The organism is Phycicoccus sp. Soil802 (assembly GCF_001429605.1).
GTDB lineage: Bacteria > Actinomycetota > Actinomycetes > Actinomycetales > Dermatophilaceae > Pedococcus.
The window spans coordinates 41,110-61,001 of record NZ_LMSS01000006.1 but is presented as its reverse complement, the minus strand read 5'-3'; the positions used below and the strand labels follow the sequence as shown (position 1 = coordinate 61,001).

Here is a 19,892-nt window from a genome sequence, read left to right as displayed (position 1 = left end):
GTACCACCGTGGCCCTTCCCCCGTTGACCCCGGAGCAGCGTGCCGCGGCCCTCGAGAAGGCTGCAGTAGCCCGCCGTGAGCGTGCGGCCGTCAAGAACCGGCTGAAGTACGCCCAAGGCTCCCTCAAGGAGGTCATCACCGACGGCAAGGCCAACGAGGTCGTCGGGAAGATGAAGGTCTCCGCGCTGCTGGAGTCGATGCCCGGCGTCGGCCGGGTCCGCGCCCGCCAGATCATGGAGGAGGTCGGCATCTCCGAGAGCCGCCGCGTCCGTGGTCTCGGCGCCAACCAGATCTCGGCTCTGCTCACGCGCTTCGACGAGGCGTGAGCCAGCCGGTTCCCCCAGGCGAGGACCGCCCGAGGCGGCTCGTCGTGCTCGCCGGTCCCACCGCGGTGGGCAAGGGCACCCTGTCCGCCTACGTGCGAGACCACTTCCCCGAGGTCTGGCTCTCCGTGAGCGCCACGACCCGCAGTCCCCGCCCCGGCGAGGTCGAGGGCACCCACTACCACTTCGTCGACACCGACGAGTTCGCCCGGATGGAGCGGGACGGCGAGCTGCTCGAGTCGGCCGTCGTGCACGGGTTCAACCACTACGGCACGCCGCGGGCCCCCGTCGAGCAGGCGCTGCGCGACCACCGGATGGCGCTGCTGGAGATCGACCTGCAGGGCGCGCGCCAGGTGCGGGCCACCATGCCGGAGGCCCTGTTCGTCTTCCTCGCTCCTCCCAGCTGGGACGAGCTGGTCCGTCGGCTGGTCGGCCGCGGCACCGAGGACGAGGCGGAACGCACCCGTCGGCTGGAGACCGCGAAGGTCGAAATGGCCGCCGAGGACGAGTTCGACGTGACCATCGTCAACGACGACGTTCGTCGTGCGGCCGAAGAACTCGTATCATTGATGCGATCGCACTGACCTCCGAGGTCAGAAGCCGAGTGAACCGTCTAGAAGCTGAGTCACCCCCAAAAGAATTGAGCACCCCTGTGTCTGGAACCGTCGCCAACCCGATCGGCATCACCAACCCGCCGATCGACGACCTGCTGACCAAGGCCGACTCCAAGTACGCCCTGGTCATCTACTCAGCCAAGCGCGCCCGCCAGATCAACGCCTACTACTCCCAGCTGCAGGAGGGCCTGCTCGAGCACGTCGGCCCGCTGGTCGACAGCCAGGTCCACGAGAAGCCGATGTCCATCGCGCTGCGTGAGATCAACGAGGGTCTGGTCACCTCCGAGCCGATCGAGGGCTGAGCCCCACCCCCATGGCGCGCATCGTCCTCGGGGTCAGTGGTGGCATCGCCGCCTACAAGGCCTGCTCCCTGTTGCGCCTGTTCACCGAGGCTGGACACGACGTCACGGTCGTGCCCACCGCCTCGGCGCTGCAGTTCGTCGGCGCCCCCACGTGGGAGGCGCTGTCGGGCAAGCCTGTGCACACCGGGGTCTGGGACTCCGTGCACGAGGTGCCGCACGTCCGGCTGGGCCAGACCGCCGACCTCGTGGTCGTGGCCCCCGCCACCGCCGACCTGCTCGCCAAGGCCGCCCACGGGCTGGCCGGCGACCTGCTGACCAACGTCCTGCTGACGGCCCGCTGCCCGGTGGTGATGGCCCCGGCGATGCACACCGAGATGTGGGAGCACGCGGCCACCCAGGCGAACGTCTCCACGCTGGCCGAACGCGGCATACACATCATCCCGCCGGCATCGGGGCGCCTCACCGGCGCCGACACCGGTCCGGGGCGGCTCCCCGAGCCCGAGGCCCTGTATGCCGTGTGCGAGCGGATCCTCGCCCATCCCGCCCCCCACACCGGTGTTGGAAGCGAAACACCCGGATCTCCGGACGTTTCGGCACGGACTGAGGCCACCACTTCGGAGCTCGCCGGTCGCAGCGTCGTCGTGTCCGCCGGTGGCACCCGTGAGCCGCTCGACCCGGTGCGCTACCTCGGCAACCGCAGCTCGGGCAAGCAGGGGTACGCCCTCGCTGCCGTGGCCGCGAGCCGGGGTGCCTCGGTGACCCTGGTCGCCGCGAACACCTCCCTCGTCGCGCCTCCCGGGGTCACCGTCGTGCCGGTGTCGACCGCCCTCGAGCTGCAGGCTGCCGTGGAGCGCGCCGCCAAGGACGCCGACGTCGTCGTGATGGCTGCTGCCGTGGCCGACTTCCGCCCGGCGCACTACACCGACGCCAAGATCAAGAAGACGCACGACCCGGCCGACCCCGACGCCGCTCCGACCATCACGCTGGTGCGCAACCCCGACGTCCTCGCCGGGCTGGTCGAGGCGCGCGGCGAGGAGGCCACGCCGGTCATCGTGGGGTTCGCCGCCGAGACCGGTGACGAGCAGGGCGGGGTGCTGCAGCACGGCCGCGCCAAGCTGGCCCGCAAGGGGTGCGACCTGCTCGTGGTCAACGAGGTGGGCCTCGACAAGACCTTCGGCCTCGACGACAACACGGTGCACATCCTGCGCCAGGGGTCGAGCCACGTCGTCGACGCCGGCCCGGCCTCCAAGGAGGTCGTCGCCGCCGCTGTGTGGGACGCCGTACAGGAGATCCTCTGACCTAGGTACACTCTCGGGGTCGCGCAGCCGTGCCCGTCGCCGCGGCCCCTTGTCAGCACCGTACCGACAGCACAGCCAGCATCGACAGCGATTGCCGCCCCGAAGGAGATTTGAGTGTCTGCACGCCTCTTTACGTCCGAGTCCGTCACCGAGGGTCACCCGGACAAGATCTGCGACCAGATCTCCGACTCGATCCTCGATGCCATGCTGAGCCAGGACCCGGGCAGCCGGGTCGCGGTCGAGACGATGGTGACCACCGGCCTCGTGCACGTCGCGGGTGAGGTCACCACCGAGGCCTACGTGGAGATCCCCAAGATCGTCCGCGACACCGTGCTGGGCATCGGCTACGACTCGTCCACCAAGGGCTTCGACGGGGCCTCGTGCGGCGTCGAGGTGTCGATCGGGCAGCAGAGCCCCGACATCGCGCAGGGTGTCGACACCGCCTACGAGAACCGCACCGGTGGCGTGGACCCGCTCGACAAGCAGGGCGCCGGCGACCAGGGCCTGATGTTCGGCTACGCCTGCGAGGACACCGCAGAGCTCATGCCGCTGCCGATCCACCTCGCGCACCGCCTGGCCGAGCGCCTCACCGCGGTCCGCCAGAGCGGCGACGTCGCCTACCTGCGCCCCGACGGCAAGACCCAGGTCACCATCGGCTACGACGGCGACAAGGCGGTCCGGCTCGACACCGTCGTGCTGTCCACGCAGCACGCCGAGGACATCTCGCTCGAGGGCCTCCTGGCCCCCGACATCATCGAGCACGTGATCAAGCCGGTGCTGGCCGAGCTCGCCGACGAGGGCACCGACCTCGACGTGTCGAGCTACCGCACCCTGATCAACCCCACCGGCAACTTCGTCATCGGTGGCCCCATGGGTGACGCCGGCCTCACCGGTCGCAAGATCATCGTCGACACCTACGGCGGCATGTCCCGCCACGGTGGCGGCGCCTTCTCCGGCAAGGACCCGTCGAAGGTCGACCGCTCGGCCGCCTACGCCATGCGCTGGGTCGCCAAGAACGTCGTCGCCGCCGGGCTCGCCCGCCGCTGCGAGGTCCAGGTCGCCTACGCCATCGGCAAGGCGCAGCCGGTCGGTCTCTACGTGGAGACCTTCGGCACCGAGTCGGTGCCGGTCGACAAGATCCAGGCCGCCATCTCGTCGGTCTTCGACCTGCGCCCCGGCGCCCTGGTCCACGACCTCGACCTGCTGCGCCCGATCTACAAGCCGACCGCTGCGTACGGCCACTTCGGTCGCACCGTGGCCGCCGGCGTCGACAACCCCTTCACCTGGGAGCGGACCGACCGCGTCGAGGACCTGCAGAAGGCAGTCAAGGGCTAGTCGGACCCGTTCGCTAGGTTCGCTCCCGTGAGTGGACAGGGCGGACCCGGTGAGCAGGCCGGCGAACAGCTGGCGCTGATCCGCTCTGCCCTGGCCAAGCCCGCCCGCCCGCCCCGCACCACCGACCAGGCCACCGCGTCCACCGACCCGGTGGCCTCGGTCGTGGTCGACACCGGGCTGGCCCACCTCGCGCGTCCGTTCGAGTACCTCGTGCCCGAGGCGCTGGCCGAGACGGCCGTGCCGGGTGTCCGGGTCAAGGTGCGGTTCGCCGGGCAGGACCTCGACGGGTTCGTGGTCGGCAGGCAGCCGCAGGCCGAGCACGAGGGACGGCTCGCGCCCATCCGTCGGGTGGTGTCGGCCGAGCCGGTGCTGACGCCGACGCAGCTGCAGGTGGCCACCGAGGTCGCCGCGGCGTGCGCGGGCACCCTCGGTGACGTGCTCCGACTGGCCGTCCCGCCGCGGCACGCGGCGGCCGAGAAGGCCCTCGCCCTCGAGGCGCCCACCCCCGACCCCCTCCCGGCGCCAGCCGTCGCCAGCCCGGCCTGGAGCAGGTATGCCGCGGGGCCGGCCTACCTGGCCCGGCTCGCGGCGGGGGAGTCCCCGGCTGCCTCGTGGCTGGCGCTGCCGACCGTGTCTCCCGAGCAGGACTGGCCGGCTGCGCTGGCCGCCGCTGCCGCCGCCACCCTGGCCGCCGGCCGGGGCAGCGTGCTGGTCGTCCCCGACCACCGCGACGTCGCCCGGGTGGACGCTGCGCTCACCGCCGCCCTCGGTCCGGGCCGCCACGTCCGCCTCACCGCCGACCAGGGTCCGCAGGCCCGCTACACCGCCTGGCTCAAGGTGCTGCGCGGCCACGTGTCGGTCGTGGTCGGCACCCGGGCAGCGGCCTTCGCACCCGTGCGCGACCTGGGTCTGGTCGCGTGGTGGGACGACGGCGACGACCTGCTCGACGAGCCCCGCGCGCCCTATCCGCACGTCCGTGACGTGCTGCTGACCCGGGCGAGGGTGGAGGGCGCCGCGGTGCTCTCCGGTGGCTTCACCCGCACCGCGGCCGTGCAGCGCCTCGTCGAGACCGGCGACCTGCGCGTCATCGCCGGCGCCTCCGTGCGCGGGGTGGTCCCGCGGGTCCAGGTCGCCGGCGAGGGAGTCGAGGTCGAGCGCGATGCCGCGGCCGCCTCGGCCCACCTGCCGTCGATCGCGTGGCGCACGGCCAAGGCCGCCCTGGAGTCCGGCCCGGTGCTCGTCCAGGTGCCGCGCCGCGGCTACGTGCCCTCCCTGTCCTGCCAGACCTGCCGCACCGCCGTGCGCTGCGGCCACTGCGGCGGCCCGGTCGCGCTGGGCTCCCGCCAGGCCGAGCCGGCCTGCCGCTGGTGCGGTCGCGGCGTGGGTCGGTTCGAGTGTCGGCACTGCGGGGGTCGCGAGCTGCGTTCGTCGGTCGTCGGCGCCCGACGCACCGCCGAGGAGCTGGGCCGGGCCTTCCCCGGGGTGCCGGTGCACACCTCCGGTGCCGGGGCGGTGCTCGAGCGGGTGGCGGCGACACCTGCCCTCGTCATCGCCACCCCGGGTGCCGAGCCCGTCGCCGAGGGCGGGTATGCCGCGTGCCTGCTGCTCGACGGCTGGGCCAGTCTCGACCGGCCCACCCTGGACGCGGGCGAGGAGGCCCTGCGCCGCTGGACCGCCGCGGCCGCCCTCACGCGTGGCGCCCTCGACGGTGGGCAGGTGGTCCTGTGCGGTGCCCCCAGCCACACGACCCTGCCGGTCGTCGAGGCCCTGGTCCGCTGGGATCCCGCGTGGTTCGCGGGCCGCGAGCTCGCCGACCGTCGCGAGCTGGCGCTGCCTCCGACCGTGGCCCTGGCCGCGGTCACCGGTGAGCGCCGGGCCGTCGAGGCGGCTCTCCGGCTGGCCCAGCTCCCTGAGGGAGTCGACCGACTCGGCCCCCTCCAGGTGGCCGACGACGCCGTTCGGATGCTCCTGCGGTGCCCCCTGGACCAGCGGGCGGCGCTCGCCGAGTCGTTGGCGGCGATGCGGTCGATCCGCAGTGCCCGCAAGGAGAAGTCCTCGGTCCAGGTGCGGATGGACCCCCGCGACCCAGCCACCTGAGGATGACCCACACCACCCCCCGCCTAGACTGCTGCGCGTGTCGATCCAGAACATCCGCCTCTTCGGCGATCCCGTCCTCCGCACGCCCGCGGCGCCCGTCGTGGACTTCGACCGGGAGCTGCGTCAGCTCGTGAAGGACCTGACCGAGACGATGGTGGACGCGCCGGGGGCAGGGTTGGCGGCCCCGCAGATCGGCGTCGGGCTGCGGGTGTTCACCTACTGGGTCGACGGCGAGCTGGGCCACCTGGTCAACCCCGACCTCGACCTGTCGACCGAGCTGCAGGAGGGCGAGGAGGGCTGCCTGTCCTTCCCCGGACTCCGGTTCGAGACGCCCCGGGCCTTGCGCACGGTGGCCAAGGGCTTCAACCAGTTCGGAGAGCCGGTGGTGGTCGAGGGGTCCGAGCTGCTGGCCCGCTGCCTCCAGCACGAGACCGACCACCTCGACGGGATCCTCTTCATCGACCGGATGGACCGGGAGCAGCGCAAGGTGGCCATGCGGGCGATCCGCGAGGCCGACTGGGGTGGTGGCACGACCCCCGTGGTCAAGGTCAGCCCGCACGCCACCTTCGGCCGGGGCATGTGATGCGGCTGGTCTTCGCCGGCACCCCCGCGGCGGCGGTGCCGTCGCTCGACGCCCTGGTGGCCTCGCCCCACGAGGTGGTCGCCGTCGTCACCCGCCCTGACGCCCGGGCCGGGCGGGGCCGCGCAGTCGTGACGTCCCCGGTGCGCCAGCGAGCCGAGGAGCTCGGCATCGAGGTGCTGACCCCCGACCGGCCCCGTGACCCCGACTTCCTCGACCGGCTGCGCGAGCTCGCGCCCGACGCGTGCCCGGTGGTCGCCTACGGCGCGCTGATCCCGCAGGTCGCGCTCGACATACCCCGGCACGGCTGGGTCAACCTGCACTTCTCGCTGTTGCCCGCCTGGCGCGGCGCCGCGCCGGTGCAGCACGCCGTGATGGCGGGCGACGAGGTGACCGGTGCTTCGACCTTCCTCATCGAGGCCGGTCTCGACACCGGTCCGGTGTTCGGCGTGATGACCGAGCGCATCCGCCCCCGCGACACGGCGGGCGACCTGCTCGGCCGGCTCGCCGAGGGGGGTGCGGGACTGCTGCTCGCCACGATGGACGGGCTCGCCGACGGCTCCCTGACGCCGGTCCCACAGGCTGCTGACGGGGTGTCGCTCGCCCCCAAGATCGAGGTCGCCGACGCGCAGGTGCGCTGGGACCGTCCGGCGGCGGCCGTCGACCGCCAGGTGCGCGGGTGCACCCCGGCACCCGGCGCGTGGTCGACCTTCCGTGACACCCGCGTCAAGCTCGCTCCCGTGCTCCTCGAGCCCGGGTATGACGGGTCGCCCCTCGCCCCGGGGGAGCTCGCCGCCGGGAAGCATGAGGTGCACGTCGGCACCGCCAGTGGCGTGGTGCGCCTCTCGGCGGTGCAGCCGCACGGCAAGAAGGAGATGGCCGCGGCCGACTGGGCCCGTGGCGTCCGGATCGACGCGGGAGAGCGGTTCAGCCATGAGTGAGCAGGGATCACGCGGCCCCCGACGGGACGGCGACGGCGGTCGGCGCAACGCCAAGGGTCGGCAGCGGCCCGAGCGCGCGCACGGTGGCCGGGAACGCTCCGCTCAGCGGCCGAGCGAGCGGAACCGTGGCGGTGACCCGCAGCGGCTCGCGGCGTACACCGTCCTGCGGGCCGTCGCCGACGGCGCCTACGCCAACCTCGAGCTCCCCAAGGTGCTGCGCGACCGGGGCATCCAGGGGCGCGATGCGGCCTTCACGACCGAGCTCGTCTACGGCGCGGTCCGGATGCACGGGCTCTACGACCCGATCATCGCCGTGGCGGCCGGCCGGACCCTCGACAAGATCGACCCCAACGTCCTCGACACGCTCCGGCTTGGTGCGCACCAGCTCCTGGGCATGCGCGTGCCGACCCACGCGGCGGTCGACGAGACCGTCGGTCTTGCGCGCAAGGTCAACGGTGCGGGGGCGGCGGGGTTCGTCAACGCCGTCATGCGACGGGTCAGCGAACGCGACCTCGACGCCTGGCTGGCGGAGGTCGTCCCGTCGGGCGAGCTCAGCGCCCAGCTGGCCGTCGAGCAGTCGCACCCGGAGTGGATCGTCAAGGCCCTGCGCGCCGCGCTGCTCGGCCACGGCGCCGCGACCGCTGATACCGTCGACGCCGAGCTCACCGCCCTGGTGACGTCGGACAACGCGCCGGCCAAGGTCTCGCTGGTCGCCCGACCGGGGCTGGCCACCGTCAGTGAGCTCGTCGACGCCGGGGCGTCCGCCTCGCCGCTCTCACCGGTCGGTGCGGTGCTCGAGGGAGGCGACCCGGGCGGCATACCCGCGGTGCGTGAGGGACGCGCCGCGGTGCAGGACGAGGGCTCGCAGCTGGTCGCGCTGGCCCTGGCGGCCGTGCCCGTGACGCGCACGGGCGCGCGCTCCGCGAACCCCGAGCAGTGGCTCGACCTCTGCGCCGGACCCGGTGGCAAGGCCGGCCTGCTGGCCGGCCTGGCCATCGAGGCGGGCGCCGACCTGACCGCCAACGAGGTCAGCCAGCACCGTGCCGACCTGGTCCGGCAGACGCTGCGCCCCGCCATCGCCAGGGCGCGCACCGAGGGCCGGTCGGTCACCGTGCGCACCCGCGACGGACGGGTGGTGGGGGAGGACGACCCAGGCCGCTACGACCGGGTGCTGGTCGACGCCCCCTGCACCGGGCTCGGTGCCCTGCGTCGTCGCCCGGAGGCGAGGTGGCGACGCACGCCGGCCGACCTCGCCGACCTGGGCAAGCTCCAGCGCGAGCTGCTCGCTTCCGCGATCGACGCCACTGCTGACGGCGGGGTCATCGCCTACGCGACCTGCAGCCCGCACCTGGCCGAGACGTCGTTCGTCGTGGGTGACGTGACCAAACGACGCACCGACGTCGAGCTCCTCGACGCCCGCGAGTTCGTGCGGGGGGCCGACGGCGGGCAGGTCGTCGTGCCGGGAACGGGGCCGACCGTTCAGCTGTGGCCGCACGTGCACGGTACCGACGGGATGTTCCTGGCGCTCTTGCGCAAGAAGGGCTGACCCGGAGTGGCCGGTCGCCGGCCGGTCCACGCGCGGCCTCGGCTGGTCCGGCGACCGGAATAGCCGCCACCGGTGGCAGGTTGGCCCACAGGTGAACACCCCCGCGCTGTCCGTCCTCGACCTCGTCCCCGTCCGTCAGGACCAGAGCACCGGTCAGGCGTTGGCCGCGACCCGGTCGCTGGCGCGGGTCGCCGACCGGCACGGCTACCGGCGCTACTGGCTGGCCGAGCACCACAACATGCCAGCAGTCGCGGCGACGAACCCGCCCGTGCTGATCGCCATGGTCGCGGCAGCCACGGAGCGGATCCGGGTCGGCTCCGGTGGCGTGATGCTGCCGAACCACGCACCCCTCGTGGTGGCTGAGCAGTTCGCGCTGCTCGAGGCGGCGCACCCCGGACGGATCGACCTCGGCATCGGCCGGGCGCCGGGCACCGATCCGGTCACTAGCTACGCCCTGCGCCACGGTGCCGGGGGAGTGGAGGCCGACGCGGTGGCGCGGTTCCCGCAGTACGTCGACGACGTCATCTCCCTGATGTCGGCCGAGGGCGTCGGCATCCGGGTCGGCGGGGAGGTCCACCCGCTGAACGCCACTCCTCGGGCGGAGTCCGTGCCCGAGGTCTGGCTGCTCGGGTCGTCCGACTACTCAGCGCGCCTCGCGGCCGAGCGCGGGCTGCCCTACGTCTTCGCCCACCACTTCTCGGGCCGCGGCACCGCGGCTGCCCTCGAGCTCTACCGCTCGGGGTACACGCCCACCGCGAGCCACCCGGTTCCGCGGACCTTCCTGACCCTCAACGTCGTCGTGGCGCCCACCCAGGCGGAGGCGGATCGACTGGTGCTGCCCAACCTGGCCTCGATGGTGGCGCTGCGCACCGGCGGGCCGCTGGCACCCCAGCTGCTCGTCGAGCAGGCCGAGGAGGCCGGGATCGCCGATGTGCACCGGGGGCTCGCCGACGAGATGCGCAGCCGCTGGGTGGTCGGCACCCCGGACACGGTCGCCGAGCGGGTGGCTGCGCTGGCGGCCGAGCACGACGTCGACGAGGTGATGGTGCACCCGGTCGCGGGCGCGCTGGCCGGCACGCCGGCCGACCGGGCCCCCGCTCGGGAGGCGACTCTGGCCCTGCTGGCCGAGGCCTTCGGGCAGCAGGCCGCCTGAACCCTCGGCCGCCTGAGCCCTGGGTCGCCTGAGCCCCGGGGTCGGCCGAGCCTTGGTCGACCGTCGCCGACGTCAGGTGCTGCCGTCGGGTGGTGCCGTCAGGTGCTGCCGTCGAGGTCGGCGAGCAGCTCGGCGACCTCGGCGGCAGCGGGCAGCTCTCCCAGCTCGAGGTGACCGGCGCGGGCGTTGGTGAGGTGGCGTCGAGCGTCGTCGAGCCGCCCGAGGTGGAGCGCGACCACCCCTTGGCTGCGTTCGAGCGACGTCGTCAGGCTGGGCGAGCCCACGAGGTCGCCGCGCTGCAGGGCCTCGTCCAGGTGCTCCTGCGCGAGTCGCGGGTCCCCTGACCGGGCGTAGGCCTCGGCGAGCCGGGCATGGACGGCGGCCAGTCCGGGGGCGTTGTCCGAGCGGACCGACAGCAGCGCCAGGGCGGTCGTGAACTGGGCCAGGGCACCGGCCGTGTCGCTCCGCCCCAGGGCAGCCTCGCCGAGGTGGTGGTGGCAGTACCCCGTGTCGACCTCGCGAGCGGCCATGCGGGAGACGGTGTAGGCGGCGCGAGCCTGTCGGACCAGCGCTTCGCCCTCCGCCAACCGCCCCCTGCGGATGTGCAGGTCGCCGAGGATGCGCAGCCGACCGGCCTCCTCGTCCGGGTCGGTGTCCGGGACCTCGAGCAGCCGCAGGGCGGTGGCGTCGTCGCCGGTCTCGATGGCCACCTGGGCACGTTGGTGGCGGACGATGGCGCCGCTCGGGTCGTCGCCGAGCACGGCCACGGCGTCGGCGTAGCGACCCATCGCGACGAGGGCTCCGGCTCGCAGGTGCAGGTCGAGGTCGCCGACCCGGTCGGTCACCGAGGTGGGCACTCGACTCTTGTCGAGCAGACGCAGGGCGAGCTCGTTCCGGCCGGTCAGCAGCGCGCTCGTGGCGCGGAGCCGGTCGGCCAGGGGGCGGTAGGCCTTCGGTGGGGCACGGTGGGTGAGCACCCGCTCGTGCTCGCCGCCCATCAACAGCGTCGTCATTGCCGTGATGGTGCGCCGGGCGTGCCAGTGCACGAGGGCGACGACCAGGAGGCCCAGCAGGGCGAAACCGAGCACTGCGGTGATCAGCGGGGTCACGCTCCGAGTCTGGCGCGTGGGGGAACGAGCTCGTGCGGATCTGGCGCGAGGCCGTCCGTTGGGACTAGGACGGCCCCCTACTACTGTGGCCGCGTGCAGATCTCGCCCAGCATCCTGTCCGCGGACTTCGCCAACCTCGAGGCCGAGCTCCGCCGCATCGCCAACGCCGACTGGGCGCACGTGGACGTGATGGACGGCCACTTCGTGCCGAACCTCACCCTGGGCCTGCCCGTGGTCGAGGCGTTGGCCCGGGTCAGCCCGATCCCCCTCGACTGCCACCTCATGATCGAGGACCCCGACCGTTGGGCGCCGAGGTATGCCGAGGCCGGCGGTTCGTCGGTGACGTTCCACATCGAGGCCGCTCACGACCCGCGCGCCCTGGCGCGAAACCTGCGTGCGCTCGGCGCCCGCGCCGGTATGGCGATCAAGCCCGGGACGTCGTTCGCTCCCTACGAGGAGCTGCTGCCCGACCTCGACATGGTCCTGGTCATGACGGTCGAGCCCGGGTTCGGGGGCCAGTCGTTCATGGCCGACCAGATGCCCAAGGTCACCCAGGTCCGCGAGGCGGTCCGGCGCCACGGTGGTGAGATCTGGGTGCAGGTCGACGGGGGAGTGTCGGCCAGCACCATCGAGCAGTGCGCCGAGGCCGGGGCTGACGTGTTCGTCGCAGGGTCTGCCGTCTACGGGGCCGAGGACGCCGCCGCAGCGGTCGACGAGCTGCGCGAGCTCGCCGCCAACCACCAGTACTGAGCGCAGGGACCACCGCCGCGCCTGGCCGCAGGTCTGGAGTCGTGTCGTGGTGCGGGCCTAGAGTCTGCTCATGGCGGAGGCGGGCAGTCGCAGCCGGCTGGCCAACGCCGCGGTCGCGTTCACCAGCAACGCCCGCAACCCCCAGCTTCGGCGGGCGCAGCTGAGCTTCCTGGGGGCCTGGACCGCGGAGTGGGCGTTCACCGTGGCGCTCGGGATCGTCGCCTACCGCGATGGCGGGGCGACCGCCGTCGGGCTCGTGGGCCTGCTCCGCATGGTCCCAGCGGCGGTGTGCGCCCCCCTGCTCTCGCCACTGGCCGACCGTGGCCGGCGGGAGCGGGTCCTCGTCGCGGTCTCCACCGTACGAGGGGCCGCGACGGCCGGGGCCGCAGTGGTCGCCGCGGGGGCCGGGCCGACGGTCGTCGTGTACGCCCTGGCCGTGGTCTCGACCATCGCGGCCACCCTCTTCAGGCCCGCGCACTCCGCGCTGCTCCCGTCCTTGTGCCACACGGGCAGCGAGCTCGCCAGCGCCAACGTGGTGCGCGGGTTGCTCGACTCCGCGGCCACGCTGGTCGGGCCGCTGCTCGCCGCGGTGCTCCTGGAGGTCGCCGATGTGTCCGCGGTGTTCTGGGTGGCCGCCGCGGCGTCGTGGTGGGCGGCCCTCCTGCTGCTCCGCCTGCGGTACGACGCACCGCCTCGCCCGTCGGCAGCGACCCGCCCCCGCTTGGTCCGTGAGGCCGTCGACGGCCTCACGACGGTTGCCCGCCACGGGGGACTGGCCCTGATCATCGGCCTGGCGGCCGTCCAGTCCTTCACCCGCGGCGCGCTGACCGTGCTGTCTGTCGTCGTCGCCATCGAGCTGCTCGGCACCGGGGAGCCCGGGGCCGGTGCGCTGATGACCGCGGTCGGAGTGGGTGCGCTGCTCGGCTCACTGGCTGCCTCGCTCCTCGTGGGCACCAGAGGTCTGGGGGTCTGGTTCGCGGTCGGGGTCGCCCTGTGGGGGCTGCCGATCGCGCTCATCGGGGTCGTGCCGCACGAGGGCGCGGCGCTCGGCCTCATCGCCCTCGTCGGTGTCGGCAACGCGCTGATCGACGTAGCAGGGTTCACGCTGTTGGCGCGAATGGCTCCCGACGAGGTGCTGGCCAGGGTCTTCGGGGTCTTGGAGAGCATCGTCGCGGTGTCGATCGGCGTGGGCGCGCTGGTCGCGTCATGGGTGGTCGACGAGTTCGGCCCGCGCCCGGCGTTGATCGCCATCGGCCTCGTGTGTCCGGTGCTGGCCGTGGCTTCGTGGTCGCGGCTGCGACAGCTGGACCGGTCGGTGGGCGGGCACGACGTCGATGTCGCGCTCCTCCAGCGGGTGCCGATGCTGCGCACCCTGCCGCTGCCGTCCATCGAACAGCTGGCTCGCGGGCTGGAGCCGGTGGCCGTCCCGGCCGGGCAGGTGGTGTTCAGCCAGGGCGACGTGGGCGACCGCTACTACGTCATCGAGGCCGGCGAGGTCGAGGTCATGGGCGACGGGGCGCTCGTCACCACCCTCGGGCCGGGTGAGGGCTTCGGGGAGATCGCCCTGCTGCGCGACTCCCCGAGGACCGCGACCGTCGTGGCCCGCACCGACGTGCGGTTGCGCGCGCTGCTCTCGACCCGCTTCCTGGCCGTCGTCCTCGGCTTCACCCCGGCGGCCCGGGCAGCAGCGCTGGACGTCGACCGCATGGTCGACCGGTTCGTGCCCAAGGACCCGGGGTCCAGCGACCGGTCGTGAGGACCATCACGCGGACCGGTCGGCGCCGACCCGCTGACACTGCGGCATACTGGGAGCTGACGTGCTCCGGGGTCGGTGCAATTCCGAACCGGCGGTGACAGTCCGCGACCCGACCGCAGCCAGCGGCCGGTTGACTGGGTGGAACTCCCAGACCGACGGTTAAAGTCCGGATGGTAGGCAGCACGCGACAGCGGGACCAGTGGGTCCGCGGTGAGGCACCAGCCTCCCCGCGTCACTGATCTCGCCCAGCAGGCCCGCCCTGCACGACCCCCCGGAGCTCGACCATCGGTCTCGAGCGAGGGCAGGACAGTGGCAGAGCAACCCACCAGCGACACGGCGATGATGAGCCGTGCCGTGGCGCTGGCTGCCCACGGTCCGGACGCCGACGCCAACCCCAGGGTCGGCTGCGTGCTCGTCGACCCCGAGGGTGAGGTCGTGGCCGCAGGCTGGCACCACGGCGCCGGCACCCCGCACGCGGAGGCCGACGCGCTCGAGGCGGCCGGGGAGCGCGCGGCGGGCAGCACGGCATACGTGACGCTCGAACCGTGCAACCACGTCGGGCGCACGCCCTCCTGTGCGAAGGCCTTGTATGCCGCGGGCGTCAGCCGCGTGGTCTACGCCCAGGCCGATCCCAACCCGGTCGCAGCGGGTGGGGCGGCCTGGCTGCGCCGCAAGGGCGTGGCCGTGGAGTCGGGTGTGCTCGCCGAGGAGGCGCTGGCACTCAACCCCACCTGGACGCACCTGGTCACCACCGGCCGGCCGTGGGTCACCTGGAAGCTGGCGACGACCCTGGACGGCCGCAGCGCGGCAGCCGACGGCACCAGCCAGTGGATCACGGGTGACGAGGCGCGGGCCGACGTGCACGAACAGCGGTCGCGGTGCGGGGCGGTCCTCGTCGGCACCGGGACGGCCCTGCTCGACGACCCCCAGCTGACCGCCCGCAAGCCCGACGGCTCGCTCTACCCGCACCAGCCGATCCGGGTGGTGATGGGGGAGCGCGACCTGCCCGCCACGGCACGGGTGCTCGACGACGCCGCACCGACCTGGCACCTGCGGACCCGCGACCCCAAGCAGGTCCTGACGGCGCTGGCCGAGGCCGGTGTGCACCACGTCTGGCTGGAGGGCGGGCCCACCGTCGCCGCGGCCCTCATGGCGGGCGGCCTCGTCGACGAGATCGTCGCCTACGTCGCCCCGGTCCTGCTGGGCCGCGGTCGCCCGTCGGTGAGCGACCTCGGCATCACCACCATCGACCACGCGCTGCGCCTGCGCCCCACCGACATCACGCTGATCGGCCACGACGTGCGGATCACCGCAGCCTTGAAGGAGATCGCCTGATGTTCACCGGAATCGTGGAGGAGCTCGGCCACGTCGTCGCGCTCGAACCCGGCGCCGCGTCGGCCCGGCTCACCGTCGCCGGCCCGCTCGTGACGTCCGACGCGACCCACGGCGCGTCGATCTCGGTCAACGGCGTCTGTCTGACGGTCGTCGAGCACGGCGACGGGCAGTTCACCGTCGACGTCATGGCCGAGACCCTCGACCGCAGCAGCCTCGGTGGCCTCGCGGTGGGTGACCGGGTCAACCTGGAGCGCGCGATGTCGGCCACGAGCCGGTTCGGCGGACACATCGTCCAGGGCCACGTCGACGGCACCGCCGAGATCCTGAGCCGCACTCCCGGAGACCGGTGGGAGGTCGTGCAGTTCACCCTCCCGGAGTCGCTGTCCCGCTACGTGGTCGAGAAGGGCTCGATCACCGTTGACGGCGTGAGCCTCACGGTGTCGGCCCTCTCCGAGCCCACCGACGGCACCCCCGCCACCTTCAGCGTCTCGCTGATCCCCACCACGCTTGCCCTCACCACGTTGGGACACAAGGGAGTTGGCGACACCGTCAACCTCGAAGTCGATGTCCTGGCGAAGTATGTCGAACGCCTGATCACCACCAAGGAGACCTTCGCATGAACTGGCTCGAACAGCTCTTCTCCGCAGAGCTCACCATCGGCAGCAGCCACATCCTGTGGCGCGAGATCGTCGGCAACGCCTTCGGGTTCGCCTCGGCGATCGGTGGCATGCGTCGTCGCGTCTGGGCCTGGCCGGTCGGGATCGTCGGCAACCTCCTGCTCTTCACGGTGTTCTTCGGGGTCGCCTTCAGCAACCCCCAGCAGGAGACCTTGTACGGGCAGGCCGGCCGGCAGATCTTCTTCATCATCACCAGCGTGTACGGCTGGTGGCGCTGGAACCAGGTGAGGGCCCGCCGGCACGCCGGTGACGACGCCCCGGCCATCACCCCGCGGTGGGCGACAGCAGCCGAACGCCTGCAGTACGTGGGCTTCTGGGTGGCCGGCGTCGTCGTCATGCAGTGGGTGTTCGCCTCGATCGGCAGCGGCCCGTTCTGGCAGGCGCCGCGGTGGTACTTCTGGTGCGACGCCTGGATCTTCATCGGCTCGATCGTGGCGACCTATGCCATGGCCCGCGGTTGGAACGACTTCTGGCTCGCCTGGATCGCGGTCGACCTGGTGGGTGTCCCGCTCCTGTGGCACTCGAAGTTCTACCCGTCCGCGATCCTCTATGTCGTCTACGGCGCCCTGGTGATCTACGGGTTCTTCGTGTGGCTCAAGGCCTCTCGCGAGGAGCGCGACCCGGCGCCCGAGCTGAGTGAGGTCTCGGCATGATCGGCCTGGCCACCGTCGAGCAGGCCCTCGGAGCGCTGCGCGACGGCCGCCCGGTGCTGGTCACCGACAGCGCGGACCGCGAGAACGAGGGCGACGTGATCCTCGCTGCGCAGACCCTCACGGACGAGTGGCTCGCCTGGACGATCCGCCACACCAGCGGCTACGTCTGCGCACCGGTGACGGCGGCGACCGCCGACCGGCTCGGGCTCCCGCTCATGGTGGCCGACAACCGCGACCCGTTGCGCACCGCCTACACGGTGACCATCGATGCGGCCGAGGGCGTCACGACCGGGATCAGCGCGGCTGACCGAGCGCGCACCATCCGGCTGCTCGCCGACCCGCTGTCGACCGCCGACTCGTTCGTGCGGCCGGGACACGTGATCCCGCTGAGGGCCAGGGACGGCGGCGTCCTCGAGCGCCCGGGTCACACGGAGGCGGCCGTCGACCTGTGCCGGCTCGCCGGGCTCGCCCCGGCCGGCGCGATCGGTGAGCTGGTCAACGACGACGGCACGATGATGCGGCTGCCGGAGGTGCTCGCGACCGGCGCCGTCCACGACGTCCCGGTCATCACCATCGAGCAGCTCGTCGCCTGGCGTCAGCTGCACGACCGGGTCGAGACGCTTGCGGAGACCACGCTGCCCACCCGGCACGGCGAGTTCGCGACCGTCGGCTTCCGCGACCGGCTGACCGGCCACGAGCACGTCGCGCTGGTCAGCCCGAAGGGCGCTGAGGGCCCAAACCCGTTGGTGCGACTGCACTCCGAGTGCCTCACCGGCGATGCCTTCGGGTCGCTGCGCTGCGACTGCGGGCCGCAGCTCGAGCGGTCGATGGAGCGGATCGCCGCCGAGGGTGGCGTGCTCGTCTACCTGCGCGGCCACGAGGGGCGCGGCGTCGGGCTGGTCTCCAAGCTGCAGGCCTACGCGCTCCAGGACGCGGGGCTCGACACCGTCGACGCCCAGCTCGAGCTCGACCTCCCGGTCGACGCGAGGGAGTATGCCGCCGGTGCCGCCATCCTCTCCGCGCTCGGCTTGTCGTCGGTGCGGCTGCTCACGAACAACCCCGCGAAGGTCGAGGCGCTCTCGCGCTACGGCATCGCCGTGGCGGCCGTCGAGCGCCTCTCGATCGCGCCGAACTCCGCCAACCGCGACTACCTGCGCACCAAGCGTGACCGGATGGGCCACGACCTCGTGGTCGACGCGAGCGACCAGGGAGCCAGCGCGTGAGCGGACACGGTGCCCCTGCTGTCACCGCGGACGGCAGCGGCCTGCGGGTCGCGATCGTGGCCGCCTCCTGGCACACCGAGGTGATGGACGGGCTGGTCGCGGGTGCCCAGCGAGCCCTGGCCGAGGCCGGCGTCGTCGACGTGCCGCTCGTGCGGGTGCCGGGCACGGTGGAGCTCACCGTCGCGTGCGCGCGTCTCGCCCCGGCATACGACGCGCTCGTCGCGCTGGGGGTCGTGATCCGCGGTGGCACACCGCACTTCGACTACGTCTGCTCGGGGGTCACGCACGGGCTGGCCCAGGTGAGCGTGCACACGGGGATCCCCATCGGGTTCGGGGTGCTCACGTGCGACGACGACGCCCAGGCGCTCGACCGTGCCGGGCTGCCGGGATCCAGCGAGGACAAGGGGCACGAGGCCGCGATGGCCGCCGTGGCGACCGCGGTCACCCTCGGCGACCTCGCTCCCCGTACCCTTGGCGCGTGAAGACTTTCGAGGACCTGTACGCCGAGCTGGCCGAGAAGGCGGTGAGCCGACCCGAGGGGTCCGGCACCGTCGCCGCGCTGGACGCAGGCGTGCATGCCATCGGCAAGAAGATCGTGGAGGAGGCGGCCGAGGTCTGGATGGCTGCCGAGCACGAGGGCAAGGACCGCACGGCCGAGGAGATCAGCCAGCTGCTCTACCACCTGCAGGTGCTCATGGTCGCGGCCGACATCTCCCTCGACGACGTCTACACGCACCTCTAGCAACCACCGCCCGCCAGCAACCACCGCCCGCCAGCAACCACAGCCAGTCACCACGTCCAGAGAGTCACGCAGATGTTGCGCATCGCCGTCCCCAACAAGGGTTCGCTGTCCGAGCCGGCTGTCGAGATGCTGCGCGAGGCGGGCTACCGCACGCGCCGCGACACCAAGGAGCTCGTGCTCACCGACACCGACAACGAGGTGGAGTTCTTCTACCTGCGACCGCGCGACATCGCGGTCTACGTCGGCTCCGGCACGGTCGACTGCGGGGTCACCGGCCGCGACCTGCTGCTCGACGCCGGCAGCGCCGCCATCGAGGTGATGACGCTCGGCTTCGGGGGCTCCACCTTCCGGTATGCCGCGAAGCCCGGCACCTGCTCCAGCGTCGCCGAGATCTCGGGTCATCGCGTCGCGACCAGCTACCCGGGTCTGGTCGGCAAGCACCTCGCCGACCAGGGGGTCAGCGCCGAGGTGGTGCGCCTCGACGGCGCCGTCGAGACGGCGATCACCCTCGGCGTGGCCGACGTCATCGCCGACGTGGTCGAGACCGGCACCACCCTGCGCCAGCAGGGCCTGGAGATCTTCGGCGAGGAGATCCTGCGCAGCGAGGCGGTGCTGATCCGGCGCGAGGGCTCGCACGAGACCGCGGCCGTCGAGGTGCTGCGTCGGCGACTGACCGGTGTCGTCACTGCGCGCCACTACGTGATGCTCGACTACGACGTGCCCGTCGCGCTGGTCGAGGCGGCCTGCGCCATCACCCCGGGGCTCGAGTCGCCGACCGTCTCGGCGCTGCAGAACAAGGACTGGGCCGCAGTGCGCGCCATGGTGCCGCGGGCGCGGACCAACGCGATCATGGACGAGCTCTACGAGCTGGGCGCGCGGGCGATCCTGGTGACCGACATCGCCGCCTGCCGGTTGTGACGGCCGTGACCCCGTCGGGTCGGACCCCGCACTCGGCCGCCGGGAGCGCGGACGAGCAGGCGGCCTTCGCGGTGTTCCGTCCGCGCCGCGGGCGACAGGTGGCCTACGGCTTCGCTGCGCTGACCCTGGTGCTGTTCGCGGTGATCGCCGTCCTGCTGCCCGGCCCGGCCGAGGGTGGCACCTGGCGCACCGGCGACAAGATCTTCTTCGTGGGTGTCGGCGTCGCGATCGCGGCGATGCTGTGGAGGTTCGCCGCCATCCGGGCGGTGCCGACGCGTGACGGCCTGACGGTGCGCAACCTCTTCACGACCCGCACGCTGTCCTGGCGAGAGGTGCTCGACGTGCGCTTCTCCGGGGGCGACCCGTGGGTCAGCCTCGCGTTGTCCGACACCGACACGCTCGCGGTGATGGCGATCCAGAAGGCCGACGCCGAGTTCGGGCGGGCCGAGGCCGGACGACTGGCCGCGCTCGTGCAGGCGCTCGGCCCGTCGGCCACGAGCCCCGACGTCACGCTCGACTGACAAGGTCCGGCGCGGTCTC

General features: G+C 72.8%; 21 protein-coding genes and 1 riboswitch. Of the genes, 20 read left to right on the top strand and 1 reads right to left on the bottom strand.

Going from position 1 to position 19,892, the window contains the following annotated elements; translation table 11 throughout:
• Positions 1-8: 8 nt before the first annotated feature.
• The 10 genes from mihF (at position 9) to ASG91_RS14265 (ending at position 10,189) form a co-directional block, all read left to right on the top strand.
• A complete protein-coding gene (gene mihF, locus ASG91_RS14310; protein WP_056923337.1) occupies positions 9-326 on the top strand; it encodes an integration host factor, actinobacterial type in 318 nt (105 codons plus the stop codon).
• 44 nt (positions 327-370) lie between these two features.
• Entirely contained in the window at positions 371-907 is a 537-nt protein-coding gene (gene gmk, locus ASG91_RS14305) for a guanylate kinase (RefSeq protein ID WP_235543675.1), read from the top strand.
• Between the two features lie 68 nt (positions 908-975).
• The gene (gene rpoZ, locus ASG91_RS14300) at positions 976-1,239 is read left to right on the top strand and encodes a DNA-directed RNA polymerase subunit omega (RefSeq protein ID WP_056923335.1); all 264 of its coding nucleotides are present in this window, start codon (positions 976-978) and stop codon (positions 1,237-1,239) included.
• Positions 1,240-1,250: 11 nt separating this feature from the next.
• Complete coding sequence (locus tag ASG91_RS14295; RefSeq protein WP_056923334.1) at positions 1,251-2,537, top strand: phosphopantothenate--cysteine ligase family flavoprotein; 1,287 nt, start codon at positions 1,251-1,253, stop codon at positions 2,535-2,537.
• Between the two features lie 114 nt (positions 2,538-2,651).
• Entirely contained in the window at positions 2,652-3,872 is a 1,221-nt protein-coding gene (metK, locus tag ASG91_RS14290; protein WP_056923333.1) for a methionine adenosyltransferase, read from the top strand.
• Positions 3,873-3,899: 27 nt separating this feature from the next.
• The gene (locus ASG91_RS14285) at positions 3,900-5,969 is read left to right on the top strand and encodes a primosomal protein N' (protein ID WP_082594209.1); all 2,070 of its coding nucleotides are present in this window, start codon (positions 3,900-3,902) and stop codon (positions 5,967-5,969) included.
• Between the two features lie 37 nt (positions 5,970-6,006).
• Entirely contained in the window at positions 6,007-6,552 is a 546-nt protein-coding gene (gene def, locus ASG91_RS14280) for a peptide deformylase (RefSeq protein ID WP_056923332.1), read from the top strand.
• Positions 6,552-7,490 (top strand): methionyl-tRNA formyltransferase, encoded by a 939-nt coding sequence (gene fmt, locus ASG91_RS14275; protein ID WP_056923331.1) that lies wholly within the window; start codon positions 6,552-6,554, stop codon positions 7,488-7,490. Before def ends, fmt begins: the two co-directional genes overlap by 1 nt.
• The gene (locus tag ASG91_RS14270; protein WP_056923330.1) at positions 7,483-9,036 is read left to right on the top strand and encodes an RsmB/NOP family class I SAM-dependent RNA methyltransferase; all 1,554 of its coding nucleotides are present in this window, start codon (positions 7,483-7,485) and stop codon (positions 9,034-9,036) included. The genes fmt and ASG91_RS14270 overlap by 8 nt, the downstream gene beginning before the upstream one ends.
• 91 nt (positions 9,037-9,127) lie before the next feature.
• Positions 9,128-10,189 carry an LLM class flavin-dependent oxidoreductase gene (locus tag ASG91_RS14265; RefSeq protein WP_200961330.1) on the top strand — a complete coding sequence of 354 codons (1,062 nt, stop codon included), beginning with the start codon at positions 9,128-9,130 and terminating at the stop codon, positions 10,187-10,189.
• Positions 10,190-10,287: 98 nt separating this feature from the next.
• Here ASG91_RS14265 and ASG91_RS14260 read toward each other — a convergent pair whose 3' ends face one another.
• On the bottom strand, positions 10,288-11,298 hold the full coding sequence (locus ASG91_RS14260; protein ID WP_056923329.1) for a lipopolysaccharide assembly protein LapB: 1,011 nt from the start codon (positions 11,296-11,298) through the stop codon (positions 10,288-10,290).
• A gap of 93 nt (positions 11,299-11,391) precedes the next feature.
• Between ASG91_RS14260 and rpe the strand changes: the two genes are divergently transcribed.
• The 10 genes from rpe to ASG91_RS14210 all read left to right on the top strand — a co-directional run bounded on the left by rpe (position 11,392) and on the right by ASG91_RS14210 (position 19,873).
• On the top strand, positions 11,392-12,048 hold the full coding sequence (gene rpe / locus ASG91_RS14255; RefSeq protein ID WP_056923328.1) for a ribulose-phosphate 3-epimerase: 657 nt from the start codon (positions 11,392-11,394) through the stop codon (positions 12,046-12,048).
• A 70-nt stretch (positions 12,049-12,118) separates the two neighbouring features.
• The gene (locus ASG91_RS14250) at positions 12,119-13,804 is read left to right on the top strand and encodes an MFS transporter (protein WP_056923327.1); all 1,686 of its coding nucleotides are present in this window, start codon (positions 12,119-12,121) and stop codon (positions 13,802-13,804) included.
• A 57-nt stretch (positions 13,805-13,861) separates the two neighbouring features.
• Positions 13,862-13,992: riboswitch (FMN riboswitch) on the top strand.
• A gap of 121 nt (positions 13,993-14,113) precedes the next feature.
• Positions 14,114-15,139 carry a bifunctional diaminohydroxyphosphoribosylaminopyrimidine deaminase/5-amino-6-(5-phosphoribosylamino)uracil reductase RibD gene (gene ribD, locus ASG91_RS14245; protein WP_235545641.1) on the top strand — a complete coding sequence of 342 codons (1,026 nt, stop codon included), beginning with the start codon at positions 14,114-14,116 and terminating at the stop codon, positions 15,137-15,139.
• Positions 15,139-15,759 carry a riboflavin synthase gene (locus tag ASG91_RS14240; RefSeq protein ID WP_056923326.1) on the top strand — a complete coding sequence of 207 codons (621 nt, stop codon included), beginning with the start codon at positions 15,139-15,141 and terminating at the stop codon, positions 15,757-15,759. Before ribD ends, ASG91_RS14240 begins: the two co-directional genes overlap by 1 nt.
• The gene (pnuC, locus tag ASG91_RS14235; RefSeq protein ID WP_056923325.1) at positions 15,756-16,469 is read left to right on the top strand and encodes a nicotinamide riboside transporter PnuC; all 714 of its coding nucleotides are present in this window, start codon (positions 15,756-15,758) and stop codon (positions 16,467-16,469) included. Before ASG91_RS14240 ends, pnuC begins: the two co-directional genes overlap by 4 nt.
• Entirely contained in the window at positions 16,466-17,692 is a 1,227-nt protein-coding gene (locus ASG91_RS14230) for a bifunctional 3,4-dihydroxy-2-butanone-4-phosphate synthase/GTP cyclohydrolase II (RefSeq protein ID WP_200961329.1), read from the top strand. The genes pnuC and ASG91_RS14230 overlap by 4 nt, the downstream gene beginning before the upstream one ends.
• Complete coding sequence (gene ribH / locus ASG91_RS14225) at positions 17,689-18,174, top strand: 6,7-dimethyl-8-ribityllumazine synthase (RefSeq protein ID WP_056923324.1); 486 nt, start codon at positions 17,689-17,691, stop codon at positions 18,172-18,174. The genes ASG91_RS14230 and ribH overlap by 4 nt, the downstream gene beginning before the upstream one ends.
• Positions 18,171-18,434 carry a phosphoribosyl-ATP diphosphatase gene (locus tag ASG91_RS14220; RefSeq protein WP_056923323.1) on the top strand — a complete coding sequence of 88 codons (264 nt, stop codon included), beginning with the start codon at positions 18,171-18,173 and terminating at the stop codon, positions 18,432-18,434. Before ribH ends, ASG91_RS14220 begins: the two co-directional genes overlap by 4 nt.
• 72 nt (positions 18,435-18,506) lie before the next feature.
• Positions 18,507-19,352, top strand: coding sequence for an ATP phosphoribosyltransferase (gene hisG, locus ASG91_RS14215; protein WP_056923322.1), 846 nt, complete (start codon positions 18,507-18,509; stop codon positions 19,350-19,352).
• Complete coding sequence (locus ASG91_RS14210) at positions 19,349-19,873, top strand: PH domain-containing protein (protein WP_235543685.1); 525 nt, start codon at positions 19,349-19,351, stop codon at positions 19,871-19,873. Before hisG ends, ASG91_RS14210 begins: the two co-directional genes overlap by 4 nt.
• Positions 19,874-19,892 lie beyond the last annotated feature (19 nt).